The 26,545-nt window shown below is 58.3% G+C and carries 31 protein-coding genes and 3 tRNA genes; 23 read left to right on the forward strand and 11 right to left on the reverse strand.

What is annotated here, in order from left to right:
- The first annotated feature begins 248 nt into the window (after positions 1–248).
- From VHE12_07105 to VHE12_07190, 18 genes are all read left to right on the forward strand, one after another.
- The gene (locus VHE12_07105; GenBank protein HVZ80554.1) at positions 249–1,070 is read left to right on the forward strand and encodes an AAA family ATPase; all 822 of its coding nucleotides are present in this window, start codon (positions 249–251) and stop codon (positions 1,068–1,070) included.
- A 78-nt stretch (positions 1,071–1,148) separates the two neighbouring features.
- Positions 1,149–1,223 (forward strand) — tRNA-Gly (locus tag VHE12_07110).
- A gap of 92 nt (positions 1,224–1,315) precedes the next feature.
- Positions 1,316–1,391: transfer RNA gene (locus VHE12_07115), tRNA-Cys, on the forward strand.
- 51 nt (positions 1,392–1,442) lie between these two features.
- Complete coding sequence (locus VHE12_07120) at positions 1,443–2,849, forward strand: DUF4301 family protein (GenBank protein HVZ80555.1); 1,407 nt, start codon at positions 1,443–1,445, stop codon at positions 2,847–2,849.
- Positions 2,850–2,891: 42 nt separating this feature from the next.
- On the forward strand, positions 2,892–3,995 hold the full coding sequence (gene rfbB / locus VHE12_07125; GenBank protein ID HVZ80556.1) for a dTDP-glucose 4,6-dehydratase: 1,104 nt from the start codon (positions 2,892–2,894) through the stop codon (positions 3,993–3,995).
- Positions 3,992–4,867 carry a glucose-1-phosphate thymidylyltransferase RfbA gene (gene rfbA, locus VHE12_07130; GenBank protein HVZ80557.1) on the forward strand — a complete coding sequence of 292 codons (876 nt, stop codon included), beginning with the start codon at positions 3,992–3,994 and terminating at the stop codon, positions 4,865–4,867. Before rfbB ends, rfbA begins: the two co-directional genes overlap by 4 nt.
- On the forward strand, positions 4,864–5,421 hold the full coding sequence (rfbC, locus tag VHE12_07135; GenBank protein HVZ80558.1) for a dTDP-4-dehydrorhamnose 3,5-epimerase: 558 nt from the start codon (positions 4,864–4,866) through the stop codon (positions 5,419–5,421). The genes rfbA and rfbC overlap by 4 nt, the downstream gene beginning before the upstream one ends.
- Positions 5,422–5,479: 58 nt before the next feature.
- Complete coding sequence (locus tag VHE12_07140; GenBank protein ID HVZ80559.1) at positions 5,480–6,151, forward strand: inorganic pyrophosphatase; 672 nt, start codon at positions 5,480–5,482, stop codon at positions 6,149–6,151.
- A 78-nt stretch (positions 6,152–6,229) separates the two neighbouring features.
- Positions 6,230–6,306 (forward strand) — tRNA-Val (locus VHE12_07145).
- Positions 6,307–6,474: 168 nt separating this feature from the next.
- On the forward strand, positions 6,475–8,301 hold the full coding sequence (gene thrS, locus VHE12_07150) for a threonine--tRNA ligase (protein HVZ80560.1): 1,827 nt from the start codon (positions 6,475–6,477) through the stop codon (positions 8,299–8,301).
- 254 nt (positions 8,302–8,555) lie between these two features.
- Complete coding sequence (gene infC, locus VHE12_07155) at positions 8,556–9,122, forward strand: translation initiation factor IF-3 (protein HVZ80561.1); 567 nt, start codon at positions 8,556–8,558, stop codon at positions 9,120–9,122.
- Positions 9,115–9,315: a 50S ribosomal protein L35 gene (gene rpmI, locus VHE12_07160; protein HVZ80562.1), complete on the forward strand. Its 201-nt coding sequence runs from the start codon at positions 9,115–9,117 to the stop codon at positions 9,313–9,315. Before infC ends, rpmI begins: the two co-directional genes overlap by 8 nt.
- Before the next feature lie 22 nt (positions 9,316–9,337).
- The gene (gene rplT / locus VHE12_07165) at positions 9,338–9,697 is read left to right on the forward strand and encodes a 50S ribosomal protein L20 (protein HVZ80563.1); all 360 of its coding nucleotides are present in this window, start codon (positions 9,338–9,340) and stop codon (positions 9,695–9,697) included.
- A gap of 153 nt (positions 9,698–9,850) precedes the next feature.
- The gene (locus VHE12_07170; protein ID HVZ80564.1) at positions 9,851–10,621 is read left to right on the forward strand and encodes a hypothetical protein; all 771 of its coding nucleotides are present in this window, start codon (positions 9,851–9,853) and stop codon (positions 10,619–10,621) included.
- Positions 10,622–10,650: 29 nt separating this feature from the next.
- Positions 10,651–11,454, forward strand: a complete 804-nt coding sequence (locus VHE12_07175) for an RNA methyltransferase (protein HVZ80565.1) — start codon at positions 10,651–10,653, stop codon at positions 11,452–11,454.
- A gap of 196 nt (positions 11,455–11,650) precedes the next feature.
- A complete protein-coding gene (locus VHE12_07180; protein HVZ80566.1) occupies positions 11,651–11,800 on the forward strand; it encodes a hypothetical protein in 150 nt (49 codons plus the stop codon).
- A 127-nt stretch (positions 11,801–11,927) separates the two neighbouring features.
- Positions 11,928–12,938, forward strand: coding sequence for a phenylalanine--tRNA ligase subunit alpha (gene pheS, locus VHE12_07185; GenBank protein ID HVZ80567.1), 1,011 nt, complete (start codon positions 11,928–11,930; stop codon positions 12,936–12,938).
- Between the two features lie 14 nt (positions 12,939–12,952).
- Positions 12,953–13,450 (forward strand): hypothetical protein, encoded by a 498-nt coding sequence (locus VHE12_07190; protein HVZ80568.1) that lies wholly within the window; start codon positions 12,953–12,955, stop codon positions 13,448–13,450.
- 10 nt (positions 13,451–13,460) lie between these two features.
- Here the strand turns inward: VHE12_07190 and VHE12_07195 are convergent, their stop codons facing one another.
- The 3 genes from VHE12_07195 to VHE12_07205 all read right to left on the reverse strand — a co-directional run bounded on the left by VHE12_07195 (position 13,461) and on the right by VHE12_07205 (position 16,943).
- Complete coding sequence (locus VHE12_07195) at positions 13,461–14,627, reverse strand: CpaF family protein (protein ID HVZ80569.1); 1,167 nt, start codon at positions 14,625–14,627, stop codon at positions 13,461–13,463.
- Between the two features lie 848 nt (positions 14,628–15,475).
- Complete coding sequence (locus VHE12_07200) at positions 15,476–15,856, reverse strand: hypothetical protein (protein HVZ80570.1); 381 nt, start codon at positions 15,854–15,856, stop codon at positions 15,476–15,478.
- Between the two features lie 4 nt (positions 15,857–15,860).
- Positions 15,861–16,943 (reverse strand): hypothetical protein, encoded by a 1,083-nt coding sequence (locus VHE12_07205; protein ID HVZ80571.1) that lies wholly within the window; start codon positions 16,941–16,943, stop codon positions 15,861–15,863.
- 96 nt (positions 16,944–17,039) lie between these two features.
- Between VHE12_07205 and VHE12_07210 the strand changes: the two genes are divergently transcribed.
- A complete protein-coding gene (locus VHE12_07210) occupies positions 17,040–17,501 on the forward strand; it encodes a DUF192 domain-containing protein (GenBank protein HVZ80572.1) in 462 nt (153 codons plus the stop codon).
- Between the two features lie 7 nt (positions 17,502–17,508).
- Here VHE12_07210 and VHE12_07215 read toward each other — a convergent pair whose 3' ends face one another.
- The 8 genes from VHE12_07215 to VHE12_07250 all read right to left on the reverse strand — a co-directional run bounded on the left by VHE12_07215 (position 17,509) and on the right by VHE12_07250 (position 22,884).
- Positions 17,509–18,540, reverse strand: a complete 1,032-nt coding sequence (locus VHE12_07215; GenBank protein ID HVZ80573.1) for a pilus assembly protein N-terminal domain-containing protein — start codon at positions 18,538–18,540, stop codon at positions 17,509–17,511.
- Between the two features lie 9 nt (positions 18,541–18,549).
- Positions 18,550–19,314: a Flp pilus assembly protein CpaB gene (gene cpaB, locus VHE12_07220; protein ID HVZ80574.1), complete on the reverse strand. Its 765-nt coding sequence runs from the start codon at positions 19,312–19,314 to the stop codon at positions 18,550–18,552.
- 71 nt (positions 19,315–19,385) lie between these two features.
- A complete protein-coding gene (locus VHE12_07225; protein HVZ80575.1) occupies positions 19,386–20,120 on the reverse strand; it encodes a hypothetical protein in 735 nt (244 codons plus the stop codon).
- Positions 20,117–20,590, reverse strand: a complete 474-nt coding sequence (locus VHE12_07230) for a TadE/TadG family type IV pilus assembly protein (protein HVZ80576.1) — start codon at positions 20,588–20,590, stop codon at positions 20,117–20,119. Before VHE12_07230 ends, VHE12_07225 begins: the two co-directional genes overlap by 4 nt.
- Complete coding sequence (locus VHE12_07235; protein ID HVZ80577.1) at positions 20,587–21,894, reverse strand: hypothetical protein; 1,308 nt, start codon at positions 21,892–21,894, stop codon at positions 20,587–20,589. Before VHE12_07235 ends, VHE12_07230 begins: the two co-directional genes overlap by 4 nt.
- Before the next feature lie 5 nt (positions 21,895–21,899).
- On the reverse strand, positions 21,900–22,457 hold the full coding sequence (locus VHE12_07240; protein HVZ80578.1) for a TadE/TadG family type IV pilus assembly protein: 558 nt from the start codon (positions 22,455–22,457) through the stop codon (positions 21,900–21,902).
- The gene (locus VHE12_07245; GenBank protein HVZ80579.1) at positions 22,454–22,693 is read right to left on the reverse strand and encodes a Flp family type IVb pilin; all 240 of its coding nucleotides are present in this window, start codon (positions 22,691–22,693) and stop codon (positions 22,454–22,456) included. Before VHE12_07245 ends, VHE12_07240 begins: the two co-directional genes overlap by 4 nt.
- A gap of 17 nt (positions 22,694–22,710) precedes the next feature.
- A complete protein-coding gene (locus tag VHE12_07250; GenBank protein HVZ80580.1) occupies positions 22,711–22,884 on the reverse strand; it encodes a hypothetical protein in 174 nt (57 codons plus the stop codon).
- A 290-nt stretch (positions 22,885–23,174) separates the two neighbouring features.
- Here VHE12_07250 and VHE12_07255 point away from each other — a divergent pair, with 290 nt between their 5' ends.
- From VHE12_07255 to mreD, 4 genes are all read left to right on the forward strand, one after another.
- The gene (locus tag VHE12_07255) at positions 23,175–23,648 is read left to right on the forward strand and encodes a zinc ribbon domain-containing protein (GenBank protein ID HVZ80581.1); all 474 of its coding nucleotides are present in this window, start codon (positions 23,175–23,177) and stop codon (positions 23,646–23,648) included.
- A 246-nt stretch (positions 23,649–23,894) separates the two neighbouring features.
- The gene (locus VHE12_07260) at positions 23,895–24,935 is read left to right on the forward strand and encodes a rod shape-determining protein (GenBank protein HVZ80582.1); all 1,041 of its coding nucleotides are present in this window, start codon (positions 23,895–23,897) and stop codon (positions 24,933–24,935) included.
- A gap of 68 nt (positions 24,936–25,003) precedes the next feature.
- Positions 25,004–25,834, forward strand: a complete 831-nt coding sequence (gene mreC / locus VHE12_07265; protein HVZ80583.1) for a rod shape-determining protein MreC — start codon at positions 25,004–25,006, stop codon at positions 25,832–25,834.
- Complete coding sequence (gene mreD / locus VHE12_07270; GenBank protein ID HVZ80584.1) at positions 25,831–26,340, forward strand: rod shape-determining protein MreD; 510 nt, start codon at positions 25,831–25,833, stop codon at positions 26,338–26,340. The genes mreC and mreD overlap by 4 nt, the downstream gene beginning before the upstream one ends.
- Positions 26,341–26,545 lie beyond the last annotated feature (205 nt).

The following is a 26,545-nucleotide window of genomic DNA, read 5'->3' on the forward strand; positions in this document are numbered from 1 at the left end:
GTCCACGACAGCCCCTTCCCCATCCGCCGCGATCGCGCCGCCGCCCGCGCCGCCCGCGGCCACGGGTAAAGAGCCCGAAAAAGATTCGGGTGGCAAAAAGAAGTCAAATCGGGTAGGCTACGTCTGATTTTGGGGAAAGGAACCTTTCCCCCTTCTGAGCCCCCTCCCATGATCCACCTTCTCACAACGGTCAGGGAATGGGTCCACGGCTCCTGAAGTAGCTCTCAAATGCCCATCCGAGGACGCCCTTGAGCTACGAGAATTTCTACGGCCTCAAAGAGCAGGCCTTCTCCAACGCACCCGACAGCCGCTTCTATTTCGAGAGCAGCCAGCACGCCGAGGCCATGGTCCGCATGCTCCACGCCGTGGACACCATGAAGGGCCTGACGGTGGTGGTGGGGGACATCGGCGCGGGCAAGACCCTCCTGGCCCGCAAGGCCCTCGAAAAGCTCGAACAGGACCCCCAATACGAGGCCACTCTCCTGGTCATCGTCCACAGCGAGATCAGCGCCGAATGGATGCTCAAGAAGATCGCGCACCAGCTGGGCGTGGAGAACCCCGGGGATTCGAAGGGCCAGATCATCTCCCAACTTTACGAGCGCCTGATGAAGGTCTATGAGGAAGGGCGCAAGGCCGTCGTCCTGATCGACGAGGCCAACATGCTCCAGAAGAAGGAGATCTTCGAGGAGTTCCGCGGCCTTTTGAACCTGGAAGTCCCGGGACGCAAGCTCATTTCCATCGTCCTTTTGGGTCTGCCCGAGCTGGAAAAGTACATGAGCCTCGACCCGCCCCTGCTCCAAAGGGTGGCCATGAAATTCTTCATCAAATCCCTGACCCGGGAGACCACCGAGCAATACATCAAGCACCGGTTGAGCGTGGCGGGTTGCGACCGGACCGTCTTCACCGACGATGCCTTCCAGCGGATCTTCGAGTACACCAAGGGCATCCCCCGCCTCATCAACACCACCTGTGATAACGCCATGCTGGAAGGGTACCTGCTGAAACGCGAGCAGGTGGACGCGGATATCATCGAGCAGGTGGTCAAGGACCTGGGCCTCAAAAGGGATTAGGCCCTTGGTTGACTCCCCCGGGGGGCGCCTTTATAATTTCGCTCCGCTTTGGGGAGCCTTTCCCCGGCGGCTTGAAACGCGGGAGTAACTCAGTGGTAGAGTGCAACCTTGCCAAGGTTGAAGTCGCGGGTTCGAACCCCGTCTCCCGCTCCAAATGCTCCGGGTTGGACCCGGCTTCGGCAAGGTGACCAGCCCTGGTCACCTTTCTTTTTTTACGGCCTTCCGGGTGTCCAACGAAGGCATGGGGCGGCATACCCAAGTGGTTAAGGGAGCGGTCTGCAAAACCGCGATTCGGCGGTTCAAATCCGCCTGCCGCCTCCAATTTTTCCCACCGTTCTTCCGATCCTTTTTTGATCGACCTGAGGTGCGTTCATGAATTGGAGCGATCAGGACATCCGACAGATCCACTCCCGGGGGATGGACCTTTCGGAGGTGGAAAGGCAACTGGGACTTTTTCGGGACCCTCCTGCCGGTATCCGTTTGTCGCGCCCCGCCCGCTTAGGCGACGGAATCCTTTCCCTCTCGGAAGCTGAACGTCGAGAAGCCATCGACCGTTTCGAACCCGCCCGTTCCGGGGGGAGGTTCCAAAAGTTCGTTCCCGCCTCCGGCGCCGCCAGCCGGATGTTCCAAACATTGAACAAGGAATTGAATTCAGCGCCGGTCCTTAGGTCGGTCCTGGAACGCCGGGCCGCCCAAGGGGAGGGGGACTGCGCCAAGGTCCTGGAATTCTTGAAATCCCTTCCGGACCTCGCCTTTGCCGGTGACCTTCGAAGGACATTGGCCGGCCACGACCTTGATCAGGCGCTGGGCGCGGAGGATGTGACCCCCATCCTTCGAGCCCTTCTGGGGCACGAGGGCCTGGATTATGCCCGCAAACCCAAGGGGCTCATCCCCTTCCATCCCGATCGGGACCGGGTCCGGGACCCCTTTTTCGAACAATTGATCGAGGCGGAAGGGACCTTGGCGGATGGCCGGGGCGGGTTCAAGGTCCATTACACCGTCTCGCCGGAGTATTTGGACGAGTTCCGGGCACGGGCCGACGCCTCTTCCCGATCTTTCCTTGGGAAAGGGCTGCACCCCGGCATCGGATTCTCGGCCCAAAAACCATCCACCGATACCCTGGCCGTGGACAAGGAAAACCGTCCTTTCCGCGACGAGAAGGGGGAGCTCCTGTTCCGGCCCGGGGGGCACGGGGCCTTGATCGAGAACCTCAACGACCTAAAAGGGGACCTGGTCTTCATCAAGAACATCGATAATGTCTCGACGGGGGACTGGTTCAAGGCCACTTTAGAGTGGAAAAAGATATTGGGCGGGGTCCTGCTCCAAGCCGAGGAAAAGATCCGGAGGGAAGGTGGCCCGGAAAGGCCCCTGCGGGTCTGTGGGGTCGTCCGCAATACCGGAGAACCAGGGGGAGGCCCCTTTTGGGTCGAAGGGCCCCAAGGTCCGTCGCTCCAGATCGTGGAAAGCGCCCAGGTGGACATGGAGGACCCGGGTCAAAGGGCCATCTTCCAGGCCGCGACCCATTTCAATCCGGTGGACCTTGTGTGCTCCGTCCGAAAGCCGGACGGGACCCCGTTCGACCTGCGCCGCTTCGTGGATCCGGGCGCGGTCTTCTTCAGTAAGAAGTCCTACCAAGGCAGGGACTTGAAGGCCTTTGAACTTCCGGGCCTCTGGAACGGGGCTATGGCCCATTGGACCACGATCTTCGTCGAGGTCCCCTTGGAAACCTTCAATCCCGTGAAAACCGTTTTCGACCTTTTGAAGCCTGCCCATCGTTGATCCCGCTAACCTATAATGAGATAACTCAGCCTTAGGGATCCCATGAAAAACATCCTCGTGACCGGTGGTGCCGGGTTCATCGGCTCCAATTTCGCTCATTACCTTCTCCCTCGTGTCGGGGCCTGCCGGATCGTCGTTTTCGACAAGCTCACCTATGCGGGGCACAAGGAGAGCATTGAAGGACCTTTGCGCTCCCGAAAAGCCCTTTTGGTCCGTGGCGATATCGCGGACCCCCGGCAGGTCCGGGCGGTCCTGCGCAAGTACCGGCCCGGGACGGTCCTCAATTTCGCGGCGGAAAGCCATGTCGACCGCTCCATCGACGGACCCGAGGATTTCATCCGCACCAATGTGGTGGGGGTCTTCCACCTTCTTCAAGAGACGCGGCGATTTTGGGAAGGGCTAGGGCCATCCGATCGAAAGCGATTCCGACTCCTTCACGTTTCGACCGACGAGGTCTACGGGAGCCTCGGCCCCAAAGGTTCTTTCCGGGAGGACACGCCCTATGCCCCCAATTCCCCTTATGCCGCGACCAAGGCCGGGGCGGACCATTTGGTGCGGGCCTACCACCAAACCTTCGGGCTTCCCGTCCTCTTGACCAATTGCTCGAATAATTACGGACCTTATCAATATCCGGAAAAATTGATCCCATTGATGATCCTCAACGCCTTGGAGGGGAAGCCGCTTCCCGTCTATGGGGATGGGGGGAATGTCCGCGATTGGCTTTATGTGGAGGACCATTGCTCGGCCCTCTGGCGGGTCGTCCGGGCCGGAAAGCCCGGCGAAAAATACAATGTGGGCGGGGATTCGGAACGGAGCAATTTGCAGGTGGTCCGGGCCATCTGCGATGGCTTGGAAGATTTCCGTCCCGCTTCCCGGAACCCGGCTTTGAGCCGGAAAGGTGTCCGGTCCTATGGCCGGTTGATGACTTTTGTGAAGGACCGCCCAGGGCACGACCGGCGCTATGCCATCGATGCCTCGAAGATCCGGAAAGAGCTGGGGTGGCGGCCGCGTAAGGACTTTTCCCAAGGGATCCGGGCGACCTTAGAATGGTATTTGAACAACCTGGATTGGTGCCGGAAGGTGCAGAAGGGGACCTATCGACGCCAAAGACTTGGGATCCTGGGGCCGGGGAAAGGAAAGGCATGAAAGGCATCCTGTTGGCCGGGGGCACGGGGACCCGTCTTTATCCCGTCACCCGGGCCGTGAGCAAGCAGTTGCTTCCCGTTTACAACAAGCCCATGGTCTATTACCCGCTTTCGGTCCTTATGCTCGCCGGCATTCGGGACATCTTGGTCATCTCCACACCCCATGACATTCCGAATTTCAAGAAGCTCTTGGGTGACGGGTCCTTCCTGGGCCTCAAGATCCGTTATGCGGTCCAGCCCAAGCCAGGAGGTATCGCCCAGGCCTTCCGCATCGGCAAGAAATTCATCGGAAAAGACCCGGTGGCGTTGGTCCTGGGGGACAACATCTTCTATGGCTATGGGTTGACGGGCCAGCTTCAAAAGGCGGCCCAAAGGACCCAGGGGGCCACGGTATTCGCCTATTGGGTGCGGGACCCGCAACGTTATGGCGTGGTGGAGTTCGACAAGGCCGGCCGGCCGGTGGGGATCCAGGAAAAACCCGCCAAACCCAGGTCCCCCTACGCCGTAACAGGGCTCTATTTTTTCGATAATCAAGTGGTCAAGATCGCGGCTTCCCTGAAGCCATCCGCCCGGGGCGAATTGGAGATCACCGATGTCAACCGGGCCTATCTGAAAATGGGCCAGTTGAAGGTGGAGAAATTCGGCCGGGGAGTGGCCTGGCTCGATACGGGCACGCCCGAGGCCTTGATGCAGGCCTCCCTTTTCATCCAAGCCATCGAGGAACGCCAGGGGCTTAAGGTCGCCTGCCTGGAGGAGATCGCCTATCGGCAGGGATTCATCGACCGGAAGGGGCTGGAAAGACAGATCCAGATGAACAAGCCAGGGAGCTATGCCCAATACCTGGAGACCATCCTGGCCCAGGAAACCCGATGAAGGTCACGCCCACGCGTTTGAAAGAGGTTCTATTGGTCCAACCTGACGTCTTCCGGGACGACCGGGGTTTTTTCCTGGAGTTCTATCATGAAGCCAGGTTCCGGGAGGCCGGGATCGCCGTGCGGTTCGTCCAGGACAACCATTCCCGATCGGAGCGGGGGACCCTCCGCGGGCTCCATGGACAGCTGCGCAAGGCCCAGGCGAAGTTGGTCCGGGTCATTGTGGGCGAGGTCTTCGACGTGGCGGTCGACGTCCGTCCCGGGTCGCCGACCTTCGGCCAATGGGTGGGGGAAACGCTCTCGGCCCAAACCCCCAAGTTCCTCTACATCCCTCCCGGGTTCCTGCATGGATTCTGTGTGCTCAGCCCCGAGGCCGAATTGGAATATAAATGTTCGGAGTTCTACGATCGCGGGGATGAGGTGGGTGTCCGTTGGAACGACCCGGACCTGGCGATCGATTGGCCCGTTCGGGATCCGTTGCTTTCGACGAAGGACCGGAACCTGCCCGCCTTCAAGGATGCCGCGCCGCTTTTCGAGGTTTATCGTTCTAAATAAAGGTGGACAGGCCCCGACCCTGGGCTAAAATCGACAGCAATCCGACCTCCGAGGGCCCATGGCCGACGAAACCTTCCAAAAATATTCCCGGTTCCTCTACCGTCACCATCCCTGGCATGGGATGGATATCGGCAAGAACGCCCCGACCGTCGTCAACGCCTACGTGGAGATCACCCCGTCCGACATGGTCAAGTACGAGGTGGACAAGGCGACCGGGTTCCTCAAAGTGGACCGGCCCCAGGCCTTTTCCAGCCAATGCCCCTCCCTTTACGGCTTCATCCCCCGCACCTATTGCGGTCCCAAAGTGGCCACCTATTTCGCCGGACGGATGAAGCTGGATAAGATCAACGGGGACATGGACCCCTTGGACATCTGCATCCTTTCCGAACGCCCCATCTTCAAGAGCGACATCATGGTGGAGGCCAAGCCCATCGGCGGCCTTCGAATGATCGACAATGGGGAAGCGGACGACAAGATCGTGGCGGTCCTGAGGAGCGACCTGGTCTATGGGAACATGACCGACATCTCGGATTGCCCCCACAACCTCATCGACCGGCTCCGGCACTACTTCCTGACCTACAAGGACTTTCCCTCCATCTCCCTCGGCAAGACCGAGATCGCCCATACCTATGGCCGCGACGAGGCCTTCGAGGTCATCCGTTTGGCCCAGCAGGATTACAACGACAAATTCAGCGAGTTGATCGGCACCATCCGCGACGTCCTGATGTGAACCCCGTTTAATATAGTTGCAACATTCCCCACTCTATTTATAAGATTGGGGCCCCTTTTCGACGGGGCCGCGACGAATGGGCGTATAGCTCAGTTGGTTAGAGTACTTCCTTGACATGGAAGGGGTCACTGGTTCGAGTCCAGTTACGCCCACCATTTTTCACGGTCTGGACGAGAAACAGGAAGGGGTGTGGGGAAGAGGCTTCCCCACGGTGTTGAAAGGGGTACACAGGGGGTCTTACCCCTGTGAGCGCGAAGCGCGGTTCGATGTTCGGTGGAGCCCACCTTTTTCCCGCCCCATTCAAGCTTCCATGGATCCCCCAAATGTCCGAAAAACACGAACCCAAACACAAGATGGATGAAAAGCTCTTCCGCATGCGCCATTCCCTGGCCCATATCCTGGCGGAGGCCGTCCTCCAGGTGCGTCCCAAGGCCCAGTTGGGTTTCGGCCCCCCTGTGCGCACGGGGTTCTACTATGACATGCTCCTCGATGAGCCCCTGACCGAGAACGACCTGCCTGACATCGAAAAGCGCATGCGCAAGATCATCCAGGAAAAGCAGAAGTTCCAACGCGAGGACCTTCCCAAGGAGAAGGCCCTGGCCAAACTCGGCGGGATGGGACAAGCCCTCAAGGTGGAATACGCCCAAGAGTTGCTGGAGAACAACCCCTCCCTGAGCTTCTATACCAGCGGGCCCTTCATCGATATGTGCGAAGGTCCCCATGTGGACGATACCTCCCAGATCCCCGTGAACGCCTTCAAGCTCGATTCGATCGCCGGAAGCTACTGGCGGGGGGATTCCAAACGTCCCATGTTGACCCGCATCTACGGCCTGGCCTTCCCGAGCGAGGCCGAATTGAAACAGTTCATCAAGGACCGGGAGCTGGCCCTCAAGCGGGACCACCGGAAACTGGGCCAGGAACTGGAACTCTTCACCATCGACGAGAAGGTGGGGAAGGGACTGCCCCTTTGGCTCCCGAACGGGACGGTCATCCGGGAAGAACTCGAAAAATTCGCCAAGGAGATGGAGTTCAAGGACGGCTACGTACGGGTGGCCACCCCCCACATCGCCAACGGGGAGCTTTACAAGCTTTCCGGTCACCTCCAGCTTTACAAGGACGCCATGTTCCCGCCCATGCGGTCCGCCGAGAAGGATCCCGATGCCCCGGCGGAGGAGTTCTACCTCAAACCGATGAATTGCCCCCATCACCACATGATCTACCTGACCCGCCCCCGGTCCTACCGGGAGCTCCCTTTGCGCCTCGCCGAGTACGGGACCGTCTATCGTTTCGAGAAATCGGGGCAATTGGCGGGACTCCTGCGGGTCCGGGGCTTGGCCATGAACGACGCCCACATCTACCTGACCCGGGAACAGATCAAGGACGAGATCAAAAAAGTCGTGGCCATGCACAAGTTCTATTTCGAGAAGTTCCGGATGGACAAGATCTGGGTCCGCCTTTCCCTCCACGACCAGGACAAGGACAAGTTCACGGACAACGAGGGGCTTTGGAAGGAGACCGAGGACATCCTGCGCCAGGTCCTGGTGGAACTGGGCGTGGAATATGAGGAGGTCATCGGGGAAGCCGCCTTCTATGGCCCCAAGATCGACTACCAGACCGAGAACGTCCTCGGACGGGAAGAGACGGCCGCCACGGTCCAGCTCGATTTCACCTCGCCGGAACGTTTCCAACTGGAATACACGGCCGCCGACGGTTCCAAGCAGCGGCCTTTCATCATCCACCGGGCCCCCTTGGGGACCCATGAACGCTTCATCTCCTTCCTCATCGAGCGATGGGGCGGGGCCTTCCCGACCTGGCTTTCGCCGGTCCAGGTCCGCTTGGTCCCGGTCGCCGAGGATTTCATGGGTTACGCCGAGGAGATCGCCCAGGAACTCCGGGGCCAAATGGTGCGGGTGGAGGTGGACGGCACGAACGATTCCTTCGGCAAGAAGGTCCGCAACGCCATCACCCGGAAGATCCCCAATATCTGGATCGTCGGGGCCAATGAGGCCAAGGACCGTACCGTCACCTGGCGGCGCTATGCCGTGGAAAAGCAAACGGCGGTCCCGCGGGACCAGGCGGTCAAGGCGGCTCTCAAGATGGTCCAGGACCGCACCATGGACAATTTCGGCGACGTGGACCTGCCGCTCTAGTGCGGGCAAGGGTCTGGACCGCCGGGAAAAAGCCTTTGACAACCCCCAGGGCGCCCCTTATGATTTCCCTCCCAAGTAGGGGCCGAGTCCCTCACCCTAAGCCCTTTTAGGCGCGAACGGGTTCCTGAAGTATCCATTTTCGTGCGCTGTTCGTTGGATATTGCCTTTTTCACAGGGCGGACCTCGGCTTTTTCCGGGGTCCGTCTTTTTTTTTATCTGAACATCGGAGGTAAGCGAACATTTCTTCCAAAGAGCTGAGGATCAACCATCAAATCCGCGCCCGTCAGGTCCGCCTGGTCGGGGCCAATGGCGAAGCCCTGGGGATCGTGGACCTGAGCAAGGCCCAGGCCGTCGCCCGAGAACAGAACCTGGACCTGGTGGAGATCGCGCCCGACGGCGTCCCGCCGGTCTGCCGTCTCCTGAATTACGGCAAGTTCAAGTACGCCCAACGTAAGAAGGAAAAGGAAGCCCAGAAGAAACAACGCGTCATCAAGGTGAAGGAACTCAAGATCCGTCCCAAGATCGACGAGCACGACTACCAGACCAAGCTCCGCATGGCCTGGAATTTCTGCGACCATGGGGACAAGGTGAAGGTCAGCCTCATCTTTCGCGGCCGCGAAATGAGCCACAAGGACCTGGGTAAGCAGCTGATGGAGCGGATCATCTCCGACATGGAGGAGTTCGCCGAACTGGAAGCCCCCCCGAAGGATGAGGGGATGCAGATCATTGCGTACTTTAATTCGAAAGTCACACCTCACAGCAAGCCCCCGATGGGGAAAGACGATGAGGTGGTGACGGAAACGGACGAAAAAGATGGGTAAAGGCCTGAAGACCAAGAAGAGCATCTTGAAGCGCTTCAAGATCACCGGAACGGGCAAGGTGATGGTGAAGAAGAACCCGGGACGGGGCCACCTGCTGGCCCACAAGTCGTCCAAGCGCAAGCGGCAGTTGAAGGCTCAGCCCGTCCTGGGCAAGACCCACACGGCCCGCATCAAGCAGATGATCGCGCAATAAGAATTCAAGGGGAGAGAGCAACATGGCAAGGATCAAGCGAGCCGTCGCCAAACGGAAACGTAAGAAGAAGTTCTTCAAGCTCACCAAGGGCTATTTTGGGGCCAAGAGCCGGCAATACCGCACGGTGCGGGAAGCCTCCAAGCGCTCGGGCAACTATGCCTTCCGGGACCGCAAGGCCCGCAAGCGCGAGTTCCGCCGCCTTTGGATCACCCGCATCAACGCCGCCACCCGGGAGCACGGGATGTCCTACAGCCAGTTCATGAACGGCCTGAAGAAGGCCTCCGTCGAGCTGGACCGCAAGGTCCTGGCCGACCTGGCCTTGAACGATCCCAAGGCTTTCTCCCTGTTGGTGGAAGAGGCGAAGAAGACCAAGGTTTCGTAAGCCGGCCGTAAAAGTGGTACCCTGAAGCGTCCCCCGTCCCTACGGGGGGCGCTTTTTTGTTTTGGAACAGGTTCGTTGGACGATGTTCGAGGGTAGGCGTGGATCAGGAGGAGAAAGATCCCCTTGAGGTCTTTTGTCCAAATCATTCTCATTTTGATATCGGGCGTCGGCTGGGGGTTCGATCTTCCCTATGAAGAAGCCCATTTTCAGGGACACCGGTTGCTGGTCGTAGTTCCGGGGGATCTATCCGACGACGCCCCCGTCATCCTGGCCCTTCATGGGGCGCTGGGGAATGGGGAAGAATCCTTTGGTGTCTTTTACCCGGGTACGGACTTTCCTCCTTGCTTATGGCTCTTCCCGGACGGACCGGTCCAAGTCCGGCAAAGATCCCGACGCACCCTTCTCACCCGCCATGCCTGGTATGACCGATTCACCCATCGTTACAGCGATATGAAGAATAGCCGGGAGTTCCTGGCTTCCCTCCTCGATCACTATTCCAAATGGGCAGTGGGGGAAGATGGGGAAGGGAGGATCCTGGACAAACCCCGGCCGGTCATCATCGTCGGGGAGTCCCAAGGAGGCGTCATGACCTTCGAGACGGGGCTGAACTATCCCGGGACGTTCTTGGCCATGATCTCGGTGGATGGGTTCATTGAATATCCGGAAAAGACATTGGCCCGTCCCTTGGCCCCGAAGCGACTCCCGATCCTGATGCAGAACGGCACCCTGGACCCGGTCATCCAAAAAGAAGATGCCCAAGCCACCCGGTCCCGGCTCCAAGGAATGGGTTACCATCCCCTCCTTCGTTTCTATGGGGTGGGCCACCAGATCACCCAGAGGATGAAAGAGGACCTTTGGTCCTTTTTGCGGGGAGTGATCTTGGAAAAGTCCCGTCTCCCGGCCGTAGCCGAAGGAAACCCTTGAGCCTTTGAACCTCCTGCTATAATCCACCCATGCCCAAGCTCCCCCCGATCGAAAGCGTGCAGAACGGAATGGTGAAGCACGCCTATTCCCTGAAGATCCCCAAGAAAGCCAAGGAGACCGAGGATTTCCTCTGCGAAGGCTTCCATCTGGTTCAAGAGGCCCAGCAAAGCGGTCTTCGGGTCCGTTTCATCTTCGGAACGGCCGAAGGATGGGCGACCCCCGAGGGAACGGCCATCCTGGAGAAGGCCCAGCCCGAAAAGACCAAATGTTTCGAGGTCCCATCCAAGATCATCGCCTATGTCTCCGATACGGTGACGCCCCAGGGGATGCTGGCGGTGGTGGGGAAGATCGAGGCCCGTTATCCTGTTGAACCCTATGGTCCCGTCCTGGCCCTCCATCAGTTGCAGGACGCCGGTAATCTGGGGACCATTTTCCGTTCCGCCGAGGCCTTTGGGGTCCAGGCGGTCTTCCTGACGGAAGGTTGCTGCGACCCCTTCAACCCGAAGGTGGTCCGCTCCTCGATGGGCTCCCTTTTCCGCGTTCCTTTTGTCCAGGGAGGGAAGTGGGAGGACTACCAGGCTTGGTTCAAGGAGAGGGCTTTCCAGACCTGCGCCCTTTCCCAGAAGGAAAGTCAGGATCTTTTGGTGACCGAACTGTCCGATGCGGCGGCTTTCTGGATCGGCTCCGAGGGCGCAGGGCTTCCGGATCGATTGGTCCAGGATTGCCGGTCCCGGTTGCGCATCCCGATGGTCGGAAAGAACGAATCCTTGAACGCCGCAGTGGCCGCAAGTCTGGCCATGTTTTGGGCAAAATTCGGGAAAACCAAGAACTAAGTCGCTCCCTTTTTCCCGTCGGTCACGGTGATGACGCCGACAAGATCCCTCTCTTCCAACGTCCGTATCGATTTCCGCGTCAACAATCCGTCAGTTGGGACCTCTTTTTGACCCATCCGGCATAATCCAGGCCGTTTTCTTGACCCCTCTAGGGGTGGGTGGTACACTTCGGAAATCCAAGAAAAAGCCGGAAAAAATGAACCAAATCCAAGACGACATCCAGATCGCCGCCACCGATACCCCGGAATCCCTTTGGGAACAATTCGAGCGGACGGGTTCGGTCCAGGCTTTCCTCAAGTTCCAGCGGCTCTCCGGCCAGACCACAGCCATTTCCCAAGAAAATTAAGCTAAAATCCGTTCCCTGCCGCTTCTTGTTTCGTCCAAACTTCGTGATTTTCTGATGCATTTTTGGCCCGAAAATCAAATAATATCCCCCTTTGCAGCCTGAAATTCCTGAATTACCCGAGGTTTTTGTGATCGACCGCCTCCAAGCCCTGCTCCAAGAAGCCCAGACCGCCATCCCGCAAGCACCGGACCTGAAAGCCGTCGAGGAATTCCGCATCAAGTACCTGGGGAAGAGCGGCCAAGTGACCGAGATCCTCAAGGGCCTGGGGCAGGTGCCTGCCGACCAGAAACCCCAGATCGGCAAGGTCTCCAACGAGGTCAAGAACCGTATCGCTGAGCTGATCGAAGGGAAAAAGGAACAGCTGGAAAGCAAGCAGACCCGGTTGCCCGAAGGTTGGGACCCGACCCTCCCGGGGCGTTCCCTGGAGGCGGGGAAGGGGCATCCTCTCATGCGGGTGCAGCAGGAGATCTGCGACATCTTCAAGAGCTTTGGTTTCGACCAGGTCGAGGGCACCGACTTCGAGAGCGATTATTACAATTTCAAGGGCCTGAACTTCCCCGAGGACCATCCCGCGCGCGACTCCCACGACACCTTTTACCTGGGACCGGACCTTCTGTTGCGCACCCACACGACCACCCTCCAGGTGCATGTGATGGAGGATTTCAAACCTCCCTTCAAGGTGGTCGCCCCCGGCCGGGTCTATCGCAACGAGGCGGTGGACGCCACCCATCACCACATCTTCCACCAGGTGGACGGGTTCCTGGTGGCCGAAGGCATCCACTTCGGGCACCTCAAAGGCGTGCTGGACAATTGGGTGAAGAAGTTCTTCGGTTCCAAGATCGAGACGCGTTTCCGCCCCAGCTTTTTCCCCTTCACCGAACCGAGCGCCGAAGTGGACATCTCCTGCGTCTTCTGCCAAGGCAAGGGCTGCCGCATCTGCAAACAATCCGGGTGGGTGGAGATCATGGGCTGCGGGATGATCCATCCCAACGTGCTGGAGAACTGCAAGGTCGATCCCGAGCGTTGGACGGGGTTCGCCTTCGGCATGGGCGTGGAACGGGTCGCCATGTTCAAGTATGATGTCGACGATATCCGGCTTTTTTACCAGAACGATATCCGCTTCTTGAAACAGTTCTAATTCGGGAGGGACCTGTGGCCGACCGTGAAACCCCCAATTCGACGCCGGAAGACCCGGGGAAGGAAAATAATCCCTCCAAGGGCTTGAGCGAAGGTTGGAAGACGGCCCTGACCATCGTTGGGACCCTGCTTTTGATGTACCTGATGGCCAACCTGGAGATCATCCGCCGGGCCCGCAACGCCTACAACCGGGGAGAGGCCCACTTCGCCCAAAAGCTGTACAAACAGGCCATGTGGGATTACCAGGAAGTCCAGGAGTTCTATTACCTTCCCCATACCCATTGGGTGGACCAGGCCGCCGAGAAGGAATTCATCTGCCGGGCCTATCTGGGGGATTGGATCCCGCCCGAGGGCCCCTTGGACGCGGACGTCCGCCAGACGCGGGCCGCCGAATACGCCAAATATAAGGATGAGGTGGCCCAGATCACGCCCGTGGGTGATAGCACCTATAATCCGGCCCCTCCGACCACCCAAGAGAAGGCCGCGGAGAAGAAGGCCCAGAAGAAGAAATAGGCCTGAGGGGTCAGGTTTTGGCCCCGGGCCATTGGTAACCCACCGCGTTGAGGTCCGCAAGGAAGGTGGGCGGGAACGGCGTACGGACCAGTTGATCCCCCTCCCATTTGAAAATGTCCTGTAGAACGATCACGTCGCCTTCCATCCCCTGGACCTGGGAGATCTGCGTCACGGATCTTTTCCCGCCGGGTAGCCGGCTTTGTTGAACGACCACATGGACCGCCCGTGCGACCTGTTCGCGAATGGCTTTCAGTGGGAGTTCTAGGCCGGAAAAAAGGCACATGGTCTCGATCCTAGCGAGCGCGTCCCGGGGTGAATTTGCGTGGACAGTGGTCATGGAACCGTCGTGACCGGTATTCATGGCCTGCAGCATGTCCAAAGCCTCGCCGCCCCGGCATTCCCCTACGATGATCCGGTCCGGCCTCATTCGAAGGGTGTTGATGACCAGGTCGCGGATGGAGATCCGCCCTTTGCCTTCCAGGTTGGCCGGCCGGCTTTCCAATCGCACGACATGTTCCTGAGCCAATTGTAGTTCCGCCGAATCCTCGATGGTCACGATGCGTTCTGTCGGAGGAATGTGGTTCGACAGGATGTTGAGCAAGGTTGTCTTTCCGGAACCGGTCCCGCCGGACACGATCAGGTTCTTGCGGGCACGGACGAGGGCCCCTAAGAGGTCCGTTGCGTCCCGGGTCAGGGAACCGGATCTGATGAGATCCTCCACGCCCAGCTTCTTTTTAGAGAACTTCCGGATGGTCAGTAAAGGGCCGTTGAGGCTCAAGGGAGGAATGACCGCGTTGACCCGGGAGCCGTCCGAAAGGCGGCCGTCCACATAGGGCTGGCTTTCGTCGATCCGACGACCAATGGGGGCCAGGACGCGCTCGATGATGGTCCGTAATTGTTGTTCATCGGCGAAGCGGGTCTGGGTGTGTTCAAGCATCCCCTTTTTCTCAATGAAAACCTGCTGGGGGCCATTGACCATGATCTCGGTCACTTCTTCGTCCTTGAGAAATGGCTCCAAGGGCCCAAGCCCGAAGGCCAGGTCAAGGGTCCTGGATAGGAGGGTTGAACGCTGGGCCCGCTCCAGCCCGGGTTCTTCCTGGAGCAACCGGTTCAAAAGATCCCGCGCCTGTGGCTCCAGAACCGCACGGTCCAAATCCTTGGTCTCCTTTTCCTGCATGGAACCTGTCTTCCGTAGCTCGGCGAGCAGTTTCTGATGGAGCCGCTGGACTTGGTCCAATGTGACGTCCATACCGGATTCTCCGGAAGGGTGATCTGTCGTTGGCGAATTCAACTTTCGTATGAAATTGTTCCCGTCGAGGAGTTTAGGGGTGAGGGTGGAAAGTGCCTTGTCAACGGCGGCCGGCAGGGACAAAGCGTCGGAGATCAGGAAGGTCAGGTTATCACCCAAAAATGGGACCGCACCGGCGAATTGGAAAGGAGGCGCCCAGTTTTCGATGTCCTTGGGGACCGTTTGGGAAGCATGGGATTGATTGAATAGGATCCCCAATTCGTTCAAGTTCATGTGGAATGGCAAAAGTCGCTTCTCGGTCAACTTGATGGCGGTCAAGGAACTGGGTTCCAAGGCCGAGACCAAGAAGACCCTTTGGGACCCCTCGAGGATCTCGGGGACCAGTTCGGGAACGGCCCCGGAAAGGTCGAACCAGAGTTCCTTGAAAAAGGGCGAGAGCCCCTTCAATAGGGCGATGGCCTGTTTTGCGGTGAGGGAGGTCTCGGCGGATGAGACCAGCGGGACAAGGGAAACGCCCTCGGGAGACGAAGGAAAGAAGCTGTCGATGAGAGCGGCGGACAAACGACCCTGATAAGGTAGCAATTGGTCCAAGGCCCTTAAATTGGATCGGATAGAAAGAAAGGATGGGAGCATCGAGTGGCCCAGCGGATAGGGGTCCACTAAAGCGATGCGAGAAGGACGCTCCTTGGCCGCACGCCGGACCAAAAGGGATGTCAGGACCGAACAACCCACGCCGCCCTTAACACCCCAGAAAGAGGTCCATCGGCAAGATGGGTCTATGGTTGGTCCCAAACCCAGACCTCCCAATATCCCTCCCCGTCCGCGTTCTCGTGGTAGGTCGCGGTCCGGATGATGCCATTCTCGTCCTGGAAGACGAATTCATGGAGGGTTTCCCGGTTCTTCTCCGAAAGGGCCAGGATGTCCTCGCGTTTGTATTGAACGACCTTTCCCCAGGAACCGGGTGGTTGGGGTTTGTGGACGACGATGGTCCGGGGGGACCTAGAAATCTTGTCCCGGGAATTTTTGGGGACGATCGGGGACGGGGTGTTGGTCGGGACCGGGGATGCGGTCGGGGTATCCGTGGGCGCCGTTTGGGCCCGGAGGTAGCATGGAAAAAGCAGGGCCAATAGGGCTAAGGAACGAAAGGGATGGAACATGCCTTTAAAGGGTAAGGTCGGCGGGGGTGGATTCGATCAGGTTCGTGTAGCTGTCGTTGTAAGGATTGTATCCCGCGATGGCGAAGAGATTGTGCAGGGTGAAAGGCGGGGGAAGGTCCGGTGTCGCCCCGTCGGTGACCGGGGCCCCGGCGGTGGTCTCCTCAAGAGGGGGGGTCGTTGCGATGAAGCGAGGCTTTTGGTTCCGGACGTCGTCGTGCATGTTCAGCAATAAGTAGAATTTTTCGGTCTTCCAATCAAAGAACATCCGGTCGCAGATGACCTCCGAGAAATCCTTTTTTTCGTTCTTGGAAAAAAGGGAAAGGAAATCGCCGGGATGGCCCCAACGGTCGGGCGGCGCCTTTTCGTCCACCCAAAGCATGGTGATCGGACGGGTCAACATGGCATCCAGTTTTTGTTTGCTGGTCAGGGTGGCCTGAGAATTGGGGTCGATGGATTTCAGGACCCGTAAAAGGCCGAAGCCCAGTTTGAAGTTGATCCTTTTGATCTTGAAGCCGGGGGGGACGCTCTCTTTCCACACCGGGTTCCCATCGGCATCGGTCCTTTCCTTGAACCGGTAATAGTCCCAGTGGGTCTGCAGGTTCGCCACTTGATCGATCACGAAAGAACAGAACCGCGACACAAAGCCGCCCTTCAGGATGGGGCTGGCGGGCCAGCGTTTGGCGAGGACATTGAGCCCTTTGACGCAGCCGTTGTAATCCTCGGTGCGGAAAGCACATTGGGAATATAGGTAGAGCGAATTGGCGCTCAGGTCCTGATCGGTGGCGACCAGGGCCACTTTTTTGAAGACGTCCTTGGCCTGGTCGAACCTTTTGGCGGCGTAGAGTTTCCTTCCGTATTCGTAGGCGATGGCCAATTTTTCCCGGGGGACACCATGGTTCCGGGGAACGGGTGTTTCCGCTGAGGCGACCGGGGCCGTGGCCTGGGTCGTGGGGACGGGTGCGGGGGCGGAAACCTTTGGCGGCGGCGGGGCCTTTTTCTTGGTCTTTTTTGCTTTGGCCCAGGCGGGTGAGCCGAGGAGCGCCAGGGACAGAAGGAACGAAAGGAAGGGGAAAAGATGCTTTTTCATGCTCGTTATCTTAGGGTAAATTCTTGGGGTCGGCAATTTGATTTTGGTTTTCCAGCCATCGACCACGCTTGGTGGTGAAAGAAAGAGGTTAAGCGTTTGGCAACAAAACGGTTCCGCCTGGTGCTTTCCTGCGTTTTCCTTCTGGGGATCCTTTCCTGCAACAAGGTCGTCCATTCGGACCTTCCGCAGGACCGTTTGCGGATCGATGGAAAGGAGATCACGGTCGAGATCGCCAACCAGGGGATCAGCCGGGAAACAGGGTTGATGTTCCGGCGGGAAATGCCGTGGGACCACGGGATGCTCTTCGTGTTCCCCGATGCGGCTCCCCGGTTCTTTTGGATGAAGAACACCTATATCCCGCTGAGCATCGCGTTCCTGGACGAAAAGGGAAGGGTATTGAACATTCTGGAGATGCCTCCGCTGACGGAAAGCAATTTCCCGTCCCAGGGGTCGGCCAAATACGCCATCGAAATGAACAAGGATTGGTTCGGGAAAAATGGCGTCAAAGCGGGTGATCAGGTCGAAGGCTTGGAAGCGGTCCCGACGCCGGTCGATTGAGGATCGCCTATTCCATCCCTTTTCCCTGTCCCACCAGGGAAGGGGTCACGAAGACCACCAATTCGGTCTGTTGACTTTCATTGTCGGTGTATTTGAAAAGTTCCCCGATCAAGGGGATGTCACTGAGGATGGGCAGGCCGGAGGTCGATCTTTGGTTCTCCTCGCTGATCAGTCCCGCGATGACCAAGGTGCTTCCACTTTTCATGTAGACCGATGTTTCCGCCCAGCGGGTCCGGATGGCCGGCACGAAGACCCCGCCCCCTGTCGAGACCCCGTGTTGGATATCCAGGCCGCTCACTTCCGCGCGGAGACTGGCGGAGATATTCCCTTCGGCATCGATGGAAGGCCGGATCCTCAATTTGACCCCGTAGGGTTTCCACTCGACGTTGGAGGAACCGAGCTTGCTTTCGGTGATGTAGGGGACCTCTCCGCCCGCCAGGAAACTGGCATCCTCGCCGCTGACGGCCAATAGCTTGGGTTTGGCCAATACTTTGGCTTTTCCTCGGTTGATCAGCAATTGAAGGCTGGCGGTCAAGCTTTGGCGTGTAAAGGAACCGAAAGCGAGAAGGGGTGGAGGGTTGTTCTCGGAGATGGACAAATTGTTCAGATTGACCGAGCCCGTGGTGGTTGCGGTGCCGGTTGTCGAACCGCCGGAGGAGGAGTTCTCGATCGATCCCCAGCTCAATCCGGCTTTCAGGGCGCTCTGGTTCTCGATCTCCATGATCTCTACGTCCATTTCGACCATGGATTTCTTGAGGTTGTGGGAGGCGACCAGGATGTTCTGCGTCTCCTTGTCGCCGTCCGCATTGATATAAATGAGGTCCGTGTTGCCGGGGCCCCGCCCGGAGACCAGGATCTCTTGGTCGCTGACCACGGTGACATCGGCCACGGAAGGATTCCCTACGGCGACCTTCGTTCCTGGTTCGACATGGATCAATTTGGATTCCCCAGTCATCAAATGGAGCGGAGCTTGTGCGGGGGATCCGAATGAGGTCCCTAAGGTCAAGGTGAGAAAAACGAGAAGGGCCGATCTTCTCATGGGAGACTCCTAATTCGAATTCCCGTGGATCACCTGGATCCCGGGGGAACGCCTGGACGATGAAGAAAAATGACCGAGCTTGGAAAGGACTTCCGAATCGCTTTGGGGCTGGATAGCCACGATCTCATCGTCATTGGGGCCCCGGAGGACCAAACGGAGGGGATGATTCTCAAGAAAGAAAAGGGTTTCGGCCTGCTCGGGAGTGACGGCCAAGGTAACGGTCGAATAGGGGCCGCTCTCGGCGCCCGAGGAACCGGTCTTTTGGGAACGGCCGTTCAGGTTCTGCCCCACAGCGACGATCTTGATGTCCTGGAGCACGAAGGAACTGACCACCTTCCGGTCGCCCTCAATGCGCGATAGGACATCCACGCGATTTCCCGGCCTTAGCAGACCGCCCACCCCGGTCGTTTCATTGACCGCAAGGGTAAAAGCCCGTTCACCCGGGCCTAAGCTGAGGGAAAGGGTCTCTTCGCTCACGCCGAATTTGTTCGAAAGGATCTGTTCGCCCGCTGAGATCGGTACCAATGGGATGAGCCCTGAGATCTCTTTGAGGTCCCGAATGGCACTGGGGCTGACGAAGGCTCCGGGTACCTCTTTCGGAGCGACCATGCTGGAGTTCAAATAGGTGCCGGCAGGGATATAGTCCGTTGCCATGAGGACTTGGACCGGGGTCGATCTTTTTTCGATCTCGGAAGCGGAAGAGTACAGGAGATAAAAGGCGATGAGTCCGGACAAAAGACCAACCGCCAAGGCGATGGCAGATCTTTGGTTCATCGAAGATCGATCCTGGTAATAAATTCAATTCAAGATACGTCGAGAGGAACGGCCGAAAGGCGAACTATACACTAATTCTTTTCGAACCGGACCAACGAAATGAGGTCTTCCTTTGTTCCGGGCTCCAAAAGGGCCAAGAGTCGGACCTGTCCTTTGACCAATAGGTAATCCGAATGATCCGGAGTGCCCTGAAACTGTCTTGTTTCGAAACCTTGGGAGCGACAGGACCTTTCGAATTCATCGTCCAGATCGTGGGTTTTCGGTAGAAAAATGAAGGCCAGTTCGAATTTTGGGTTCTGTTGATGGATCAATCGTTTGGCGTCCCTTGGGGGTGCGAAGGGAAAGCTCCAATGGGCACGAGCCTTTTGAAGGTCCAAGAGGCCTTTAGGGGATTCGGCGACCCATCCGTAGGTCCGATCGCCCTGGGGGTCTTCCATAAGGCCGAGGGTCCGGTAGGATCCCGTATTTTCATAGACCCGCATTTGGACATAGGGCGATAGGACCGTCGGAAGATCCGACAACCCTAATAGTCGGGGCGCAAAGTCCATTCCCTGGGCCACCGGTCTCCAGCCCGAATGAGCCCATTCCCGGTCGATCAATGATCCCAATGCTTTCGGCTCGCCGTCATTGACCCAGAGGATATTGTCCTGTTGGAAACCATTGAGTTCGGTCTTGAAGTGGCCCAGTGTCCTTGGATCGAAGCGTAATGGGGAATAGATCAAGGCCCAAGAAAAGACCGAAAGGGTAAAGAGGGTCAGGAACGAAAAAGTGGACCAGAACCACCGGTTTTTTCCTGTAAAGATCACGCGGGATGCCTCAGGACGGCTAATTGGGCCTTGAAAAGGATCCCGTTGGGAAAAAGGGGCCCGAGCACGGGAGCGCCCCGGTAACGAATGGTCACTATCCAATCGGCCCCGCCATAATTGAACAGCCCTTCCTTCATGACCATTCCCAAGAAACCAAGATCCTCTTGAAGGTCGCCCCCCAAAAGGCTATTGGGTTGGCGAGCGGAAACAAGGATCGAACCCTGGTCGAAATATTTTTGATCGGGTCCCAGATTTTCCCATAAGGAAGGACCCAAGTCCTTGGAACGGATATCCCCCAAGGCGAAGATTCGGGCCGCCTTCCCGCAGGCATCCTCGAACGCGATCTTAGCCCGGATCACAAGGGTCAATTGGGCGAGACCGGCAGCCAGCAGTATGAGCAGGGGAATGACGACCAACATTTCGTGAAGCGCTTGGCCGCGTTGCCTTCGAAAAAACATTGTCGTTTTCATGGGATCGAAGGGCCGTCCATTCCGAAAAGTGCGGCGACATCCGCAGGAGAGGGAAGGGAAGGGGAAATATCCGATGTTCCGGGAAGAGCGGAGGATCCGGGGTTTTGAGGAAGGTTCAAACCGGGCAATCCGGGTAAAGAGGGAGAGGTAGGCGTTGAACCGGGTTGGAAGCCTGGGAAACGGAATGCTTTTTGGAGAATATCCCCTATTTTGGGGATCGCGGGAGCCGAGGGGAGGCCTGGGATCGAGGAAACCCAATCCCGGATCGCGGGCAATTTTTGGATCTCGAAGGGGATCAAACGGACCTTGAATTTGGGTTGGATCACATCCCAGGCGGCTAAACCACCCCCGATGAGTTTTGATTCGCTCAAAGAATGGAAGCTCAAATTGCCCTTTCCAGGGCCTCGATTAATAGAAGAAGGAAGTTGGTCATAAACCACGATGCTATGGTCGTGCAGGTCAGTGGCATGGGTCACGTCGAATTTGATGTTCTTAAGAAGGCTGCTTGCGACGTTCAGACTCTTTCCTAAGAAGGAATCTCCGCTTGCCCCTGCTCCGGGAGTGATGACGGGTTTTAGGGAAAGATATTTGTGGAAAAAGCGTCCGGGCACCAGGACCCACATTTGGGCTGGATTCTTAACGTTCTCAGCTGGTCCAACGGCGTCGGCCGGATAATAAATATTTTGGCCGGGATGGTCCGGATCTTGGTGGTAATAAAAGATCTTTTGTTTTTGAAGATCGGGCAAAAGGTCGGCCGCGGTTCGGAAGCGCAGGGACATATTGGGCACCAGGAGCCATGAAAGGTCGCTGGTTTCTGGGTTGAAAAAGAACATCGGCAGGGGCGGGAGAGGTAATTTAAATCCTGTGGAAAGGGATGGCCAATTATCCACGAGTTGGTTGTTGCCGGCCGTTCGGGGGCCTTCCAACCAAAAGAGCAGGGGATAGAGGCCGATCCCTGGCCCGTCGCCCTTGTCGTTGATCCCAAAGATCCTTTTTTGAAGGGTCTGGACCGCGCCTCGAAGATTCGGGTCTATCTCTCCTTCTGTGGAAACGATCGTGACCACATCGGCGATGACCGAGCCCATGAGGGCGACATTGGAGTATCGGACTAATTGAAGGCCGTTGGCATAGACCGCGCCGACCGATAGGGCGGTCAGGTCGGTCCCGCGAAGGGCCCTCTCCTTCTGTATGTAGGAAAGACCCGCTTTATAGAGGCCGACGAAGAGGGCCATAAAGATGAAACAGAAAAGAAGGGTGGCCAGCAAAGCCTGGCCGGCCGCGCTTTCGCGGATGAGAGTGCTCAACCGTTTCATCGGGGTGGGAACTCGGTGATGTTTTCGTCGATCGCTTCGGCGGTGAAAGTCATCCAGAAAACATTCGGCAGGTGCAATGCCGGGATGGAGAGGATGGATGGGTCCAGCCCAAGTCCTTTCAGGATGTCGGTCATCAAGGCTCCCGTCGAGTTCTCTTGCAAAAAGGAAGTGGACAGGGGAACTCCGAAGACCTCGCCTGCCAACGGCACCCATATCGGCATTGGATACTTGAGGGTCACGACGACTTTCGCGCCGTTCGTAGCGATGGAACATTTGGAAGCCAGGGCGGTCGCCAAGGTCGTTCGGTTCAACGCCGCCAGCGGGCCAAGGGAATAGAGGAGTTGAAAATGAGGATCGTAAAGTTCGGGGTCATCGGACCGGGCGGCGTCACGGGCGATGGAAAGGGCGGCGCGTTGGACGGCAAAGGAGGCATAAGCCATGTAGGCCAGTTGGATAATGGCGAAGAAGACGAAAAAAAGAAAAGGGGCGATCAGCGCGAATTCGACCGCCGATTGCCCCCTTTGGGAGAAAGGCAGGACCACTTGTTCGGTCAATGCCCGCCGACGACCCCGGCGGCATTGTTGACGGCGTTGGCGGCATTCCCGACCGCCCCGCTATTTCCGTTCGGGTTGGCGACGGCACCTCCGACCTGCTGGCTGGCGTTCTCGAAACCGCTCTTGACGTTCTTGCCGAACATCTTCACGGCCGCGATGGCGACCACGGCGATCAGGGCCACGATCAAGATATACTCGGTCATTCCCTGTCCTTTTTGATCCAGACGCTTTCTCATAAGGCCCCCTTATTTTTTCAGAACGGCAAAACGATCATGTTGAAAAGGATGGAGAGGAATTGATCCACCTGTTTCGAGAACAGGACCGCCACGCCGGCGAACGCGATGAAGACCCCGGAAAGGATCAGCAGATATTCGACGGCGGCTTGCCCCTGATGATCTAATTTGTTTTTTGGTTTATGGACCGGCATGTGAAAAAGGTATAGGTAAGCCTTGGAACCTTCAATCAAAATTCATCAGGTTGTTTCGGGACCGGAAAGAAAATGTTCAACTTTTTTGAAAAGGCTCCCACGCGGTTCCGAAATCGATTTTTACGTCGGGGAGGTTCCCGGCGAAAATCCCATGCCCTTGCCCTCAAGATTTTGTGACGGCGGTCGTTAGGAATGGCGGGTAAACGTGGGAATCAGGTGAAAGCCCTTGCAAGCCCCCCCACCCGTGGTATAGTTAGCCGAATTCTTCACATCGATCCGAGGCTTTTTGAATGAAATGCGCCCGTTGCGGCAATAAAAACGAACCCTCCAGCAAGTTCTGCAAGGAATGCGGCGCCGAACTCCAAGCCAACGGGCAGGCCGCCCCCATCACCAGCGTCTCCGAACTCTATGGGAAAGAAGTCGAGGTCCTCTTCTTTATAGAGAACTTCACCGGCAAAGTGACGGGTATCGTCAACCCGACGGAAGACCAGATCGGACGTTACCGGGAAGCCGTCCTCCAAAAGATCATCATCGAAGTCCCCATGGCCTTGGAGAACGATGAGAACATCGGGGCCATCCTGACCTTCATCCGTCAGAGCAAGGAATATCTCGGGGAAAAGTTCAACGAAGGCCAATACCGCAACTTCTCACCCGCCGATCTGAAGAAGGAATACCTGAAGCTCTTCGAGCGGATCCTGAAAGACAAGTCCCGCAAAGGTTCCGATAAGCCTCTTCCCGCGGCCAATACGGAAAAAGCGAAGTAATTATTTTCCTTTTGGCGGTCGTTGCCGTCCGAACGCGCCCTTTCCCTAGAAAACATTGGACAGTCCGGGCCTCTATGTTAGACTAAGCCCCCTGAAATCGTGGTTTTTCCGGTTTTTCTGGAGCCCGGTCCCGACCGGGTTTTTTTTTGCCCCGTGCGCCGGAAGTCCATATTTCTTGCCTTTCCCGGTTCGAACCCGGGGGAGCGATCAATCCGACCCGCCTCGCGGTCTTTTGGGAGCCGAGTTTTGCTGAATTTCCTTCTAGGTCTTTTTTCCAGCGACGTGGCCATCGACCTTGGCACAGCCACCACCCTCGTTTACGTCAAGGGTCGTGGGATCGTCCTTCAGGAACCTTCCCTCGTCGTCGTTCATAAAGCCACCAACCAGATCCTGGCGGTCGGCAACGACGCCAAGCTCATGCTGGGCCGCACGCCGGGTTCCATCGTCTCCATCCGCCCCATGCGGGACGGGGTCATCGCCGACTTCGAGGTGACCGAGCGCATGCTCCGTTACTTCATCTCCAAGGTCCACAACCGCCGCTCCCTCATCCGCCCCCGCATCGTGGTGGCCATCCCCTCCGGATGCACCGAGGTGGAGAAGCGGGCCGTCCGGGACTCGGCCGAACAGGCCGGCGCCCGGGAAGTGTTCCTCATCGAGGAGCCCATGGCCGCGGCCATCGGCGCGGGCATGCCCATCGCCGAACCCCAGGGCAACATGATCGTGGACATCGGCGGGGGGACCACCGAGGTGGCCGTCATTTCACTGGGGGACATCGTTTATGGGAAATCCATCCGGGTGGCGGGGGACGAATTCGACGAAGCCATCGTCAATTACATCAAGCGGACCTACAACATCCTGATCGGGGAACGGACCGCGGAGGACATCAAGATCCAGATCGGCTCCGCCTTCCCGTTGGAGCAGGAATTGCGGATGCAGATCAAGGGACGGGACCTGGTGACCGGGCTCCCGAAGACCATCGAATTGACCTCGGAGGAGATCCGGGGTGCATTGGAAGAGCCCCTCATCCCCATCATCGAGACCATCAAGCTCACCCTGGAGCGTACCCCCCCCGAACTGGCGGCGGACATCGTGGACCGGGGCATCGTGCTGGCGGGCGGTTCCTCCTTGCTGAAGAACCTGGACGAGCGCCTTCGGGACGAGACCGGGGTCCCGGTCAACCACGCCGACGACCCTTCCACCGCGGTGGCCATGGGCGCCGGGCACCTGCTGGACCGTTCCATGGATTTCCTCAAGCGCATCTCGGTCCTCGAGAAAGAATATCTCTGATCCCGCAGCCTGGGGCCGACGGTCGCCGCGGTCCGCTGGAGTCGGCTGCCCAAGACGGGTCGTAAGCCATGCTTAAATTCCTCCTGCGAAACCTTTCCGCCCTTTTTCTCGTCGCCCTTTTCCTGGCCTGCGGCGCTTTGCTCCTTTACCGTTCCTCCCACCGGGGCGCCCCGCCGCCGACCTTCAAGACGACCGCCCTCTCCCTTTGGCTGCCCGTCCAACAGACGGTGACGAGGATCATCACCTTCCCCGAGGACACCCTCAACGCGATCCGCGAGCTCAAGAACCTCCACCAGGAGGTGGACCGGTTGCAGTTGGAGAACCAATCGCTGCGCATCGAGCTCTCCAACCATAAGTCCACCGAGGAGGAACTGGCCCGCCTGCAGCGGATGGAGGAGATCAAGCCGACCCTCTCGCGCAAGGCCCACCTGGCGCGGATCATCGCCCACGATCCCAGTGTTTGGAACAGCAGCTTCATCGTGGACGCCGGTTCCGACGCGGGCATCCAGGTGGACTCCCCGGTCATCTCGGAACAGGGACTGGTCGGGCGGGTCATCGAGGTTTCCAGCGGGAACAGCCGGGTGCTCCTGGCCTCGGACCCGGATTTCAGCGTGGCCGGGATCGACGATCGTTCCCGCGTGTCGGGGGTCGTGCAGGGGACCGGGCGGAACCAATTGCGTTACGGCTATGTGAGCGCCGCGGAGGACGTCCAAAAGGACGATGTCATCCTTTCCTCCGGCCTGGGCGGGGTCTTTCCCAAGGGATACCGGTTGGGCACGGTGATCCGGAAGGGCGAGGCCGAGAACGGGCTGATGGCGGATATCCTCCTGGCGCCGGCGGTGGATTTCGCGTCCCTGGACTATGTCTTCATCCTCCCGCCCGCGATCCTTTTCCAATGAGATCCGGTCCTTGGGCAAGGGGATGGAGCAGGTTCCGCTGGGTGCTCCTGGTGGTCGCGATCTTCTTCCTCCAACAGCTCCCGGTCGTCGCGGGGCTGGGGGTGGACCTTCCGCTGGTCTTCGTCATCCTCCTGGGCCTCCGCTCCACCGCCACCCCCGCCTCGGGATGGGGTTTCCTGATGGGGTTCCTCCAGGACCTTCTTTCGGCGGGCTGGATCGGGCCGAACGTGATCGGCAAGACCCTGACCGGGGCCCTTTGCGCCTATTTCCGCCTGCGGATCTACCGGGAAAAGGTGGTGACCCAGACGGGCCTGGTCTTCGTGGCCGCCCTTTTCCACCAGGGGGTGGTGTGGTCCATCAAGCTTTGGGACGGCTCCGCCCCGAGTTTTTCCCAGGCCCTTTGGACCTGTTGGAAGACCGCCCTGGGAACCACCTTGGCCGGGTTCCTGGTCTCCATTTTCCTGGTCCGTTTCCGCCGCCGCCGGTACGATCCCGCGACGGCTTAGGGTGTCTTTTGTGGGATCTTCCATCGAGGAGGGCTCGTGGCCCTGACGTTCCCGAAGGGAAAATTCAGCGTTTCCCCTGAGAGGAAATTCAAGTTCCTCTTCGGGACGATCTCGGTCGCCTTCCTGGTGATCTTCGTGAAGCTCTTTTATCTTCAGATCCTGAACTATCCCCTTTACCACGGCCTTTCGGACACCAACAGCCTCC

It is taken from the genome of bacterium (genome assembly GCA_035549195.1).
GTDB lineage: Bacteria > Oederibacteriota > Muellerivitia > Muellerivitales > Muellerivitaceae > DASZRK01.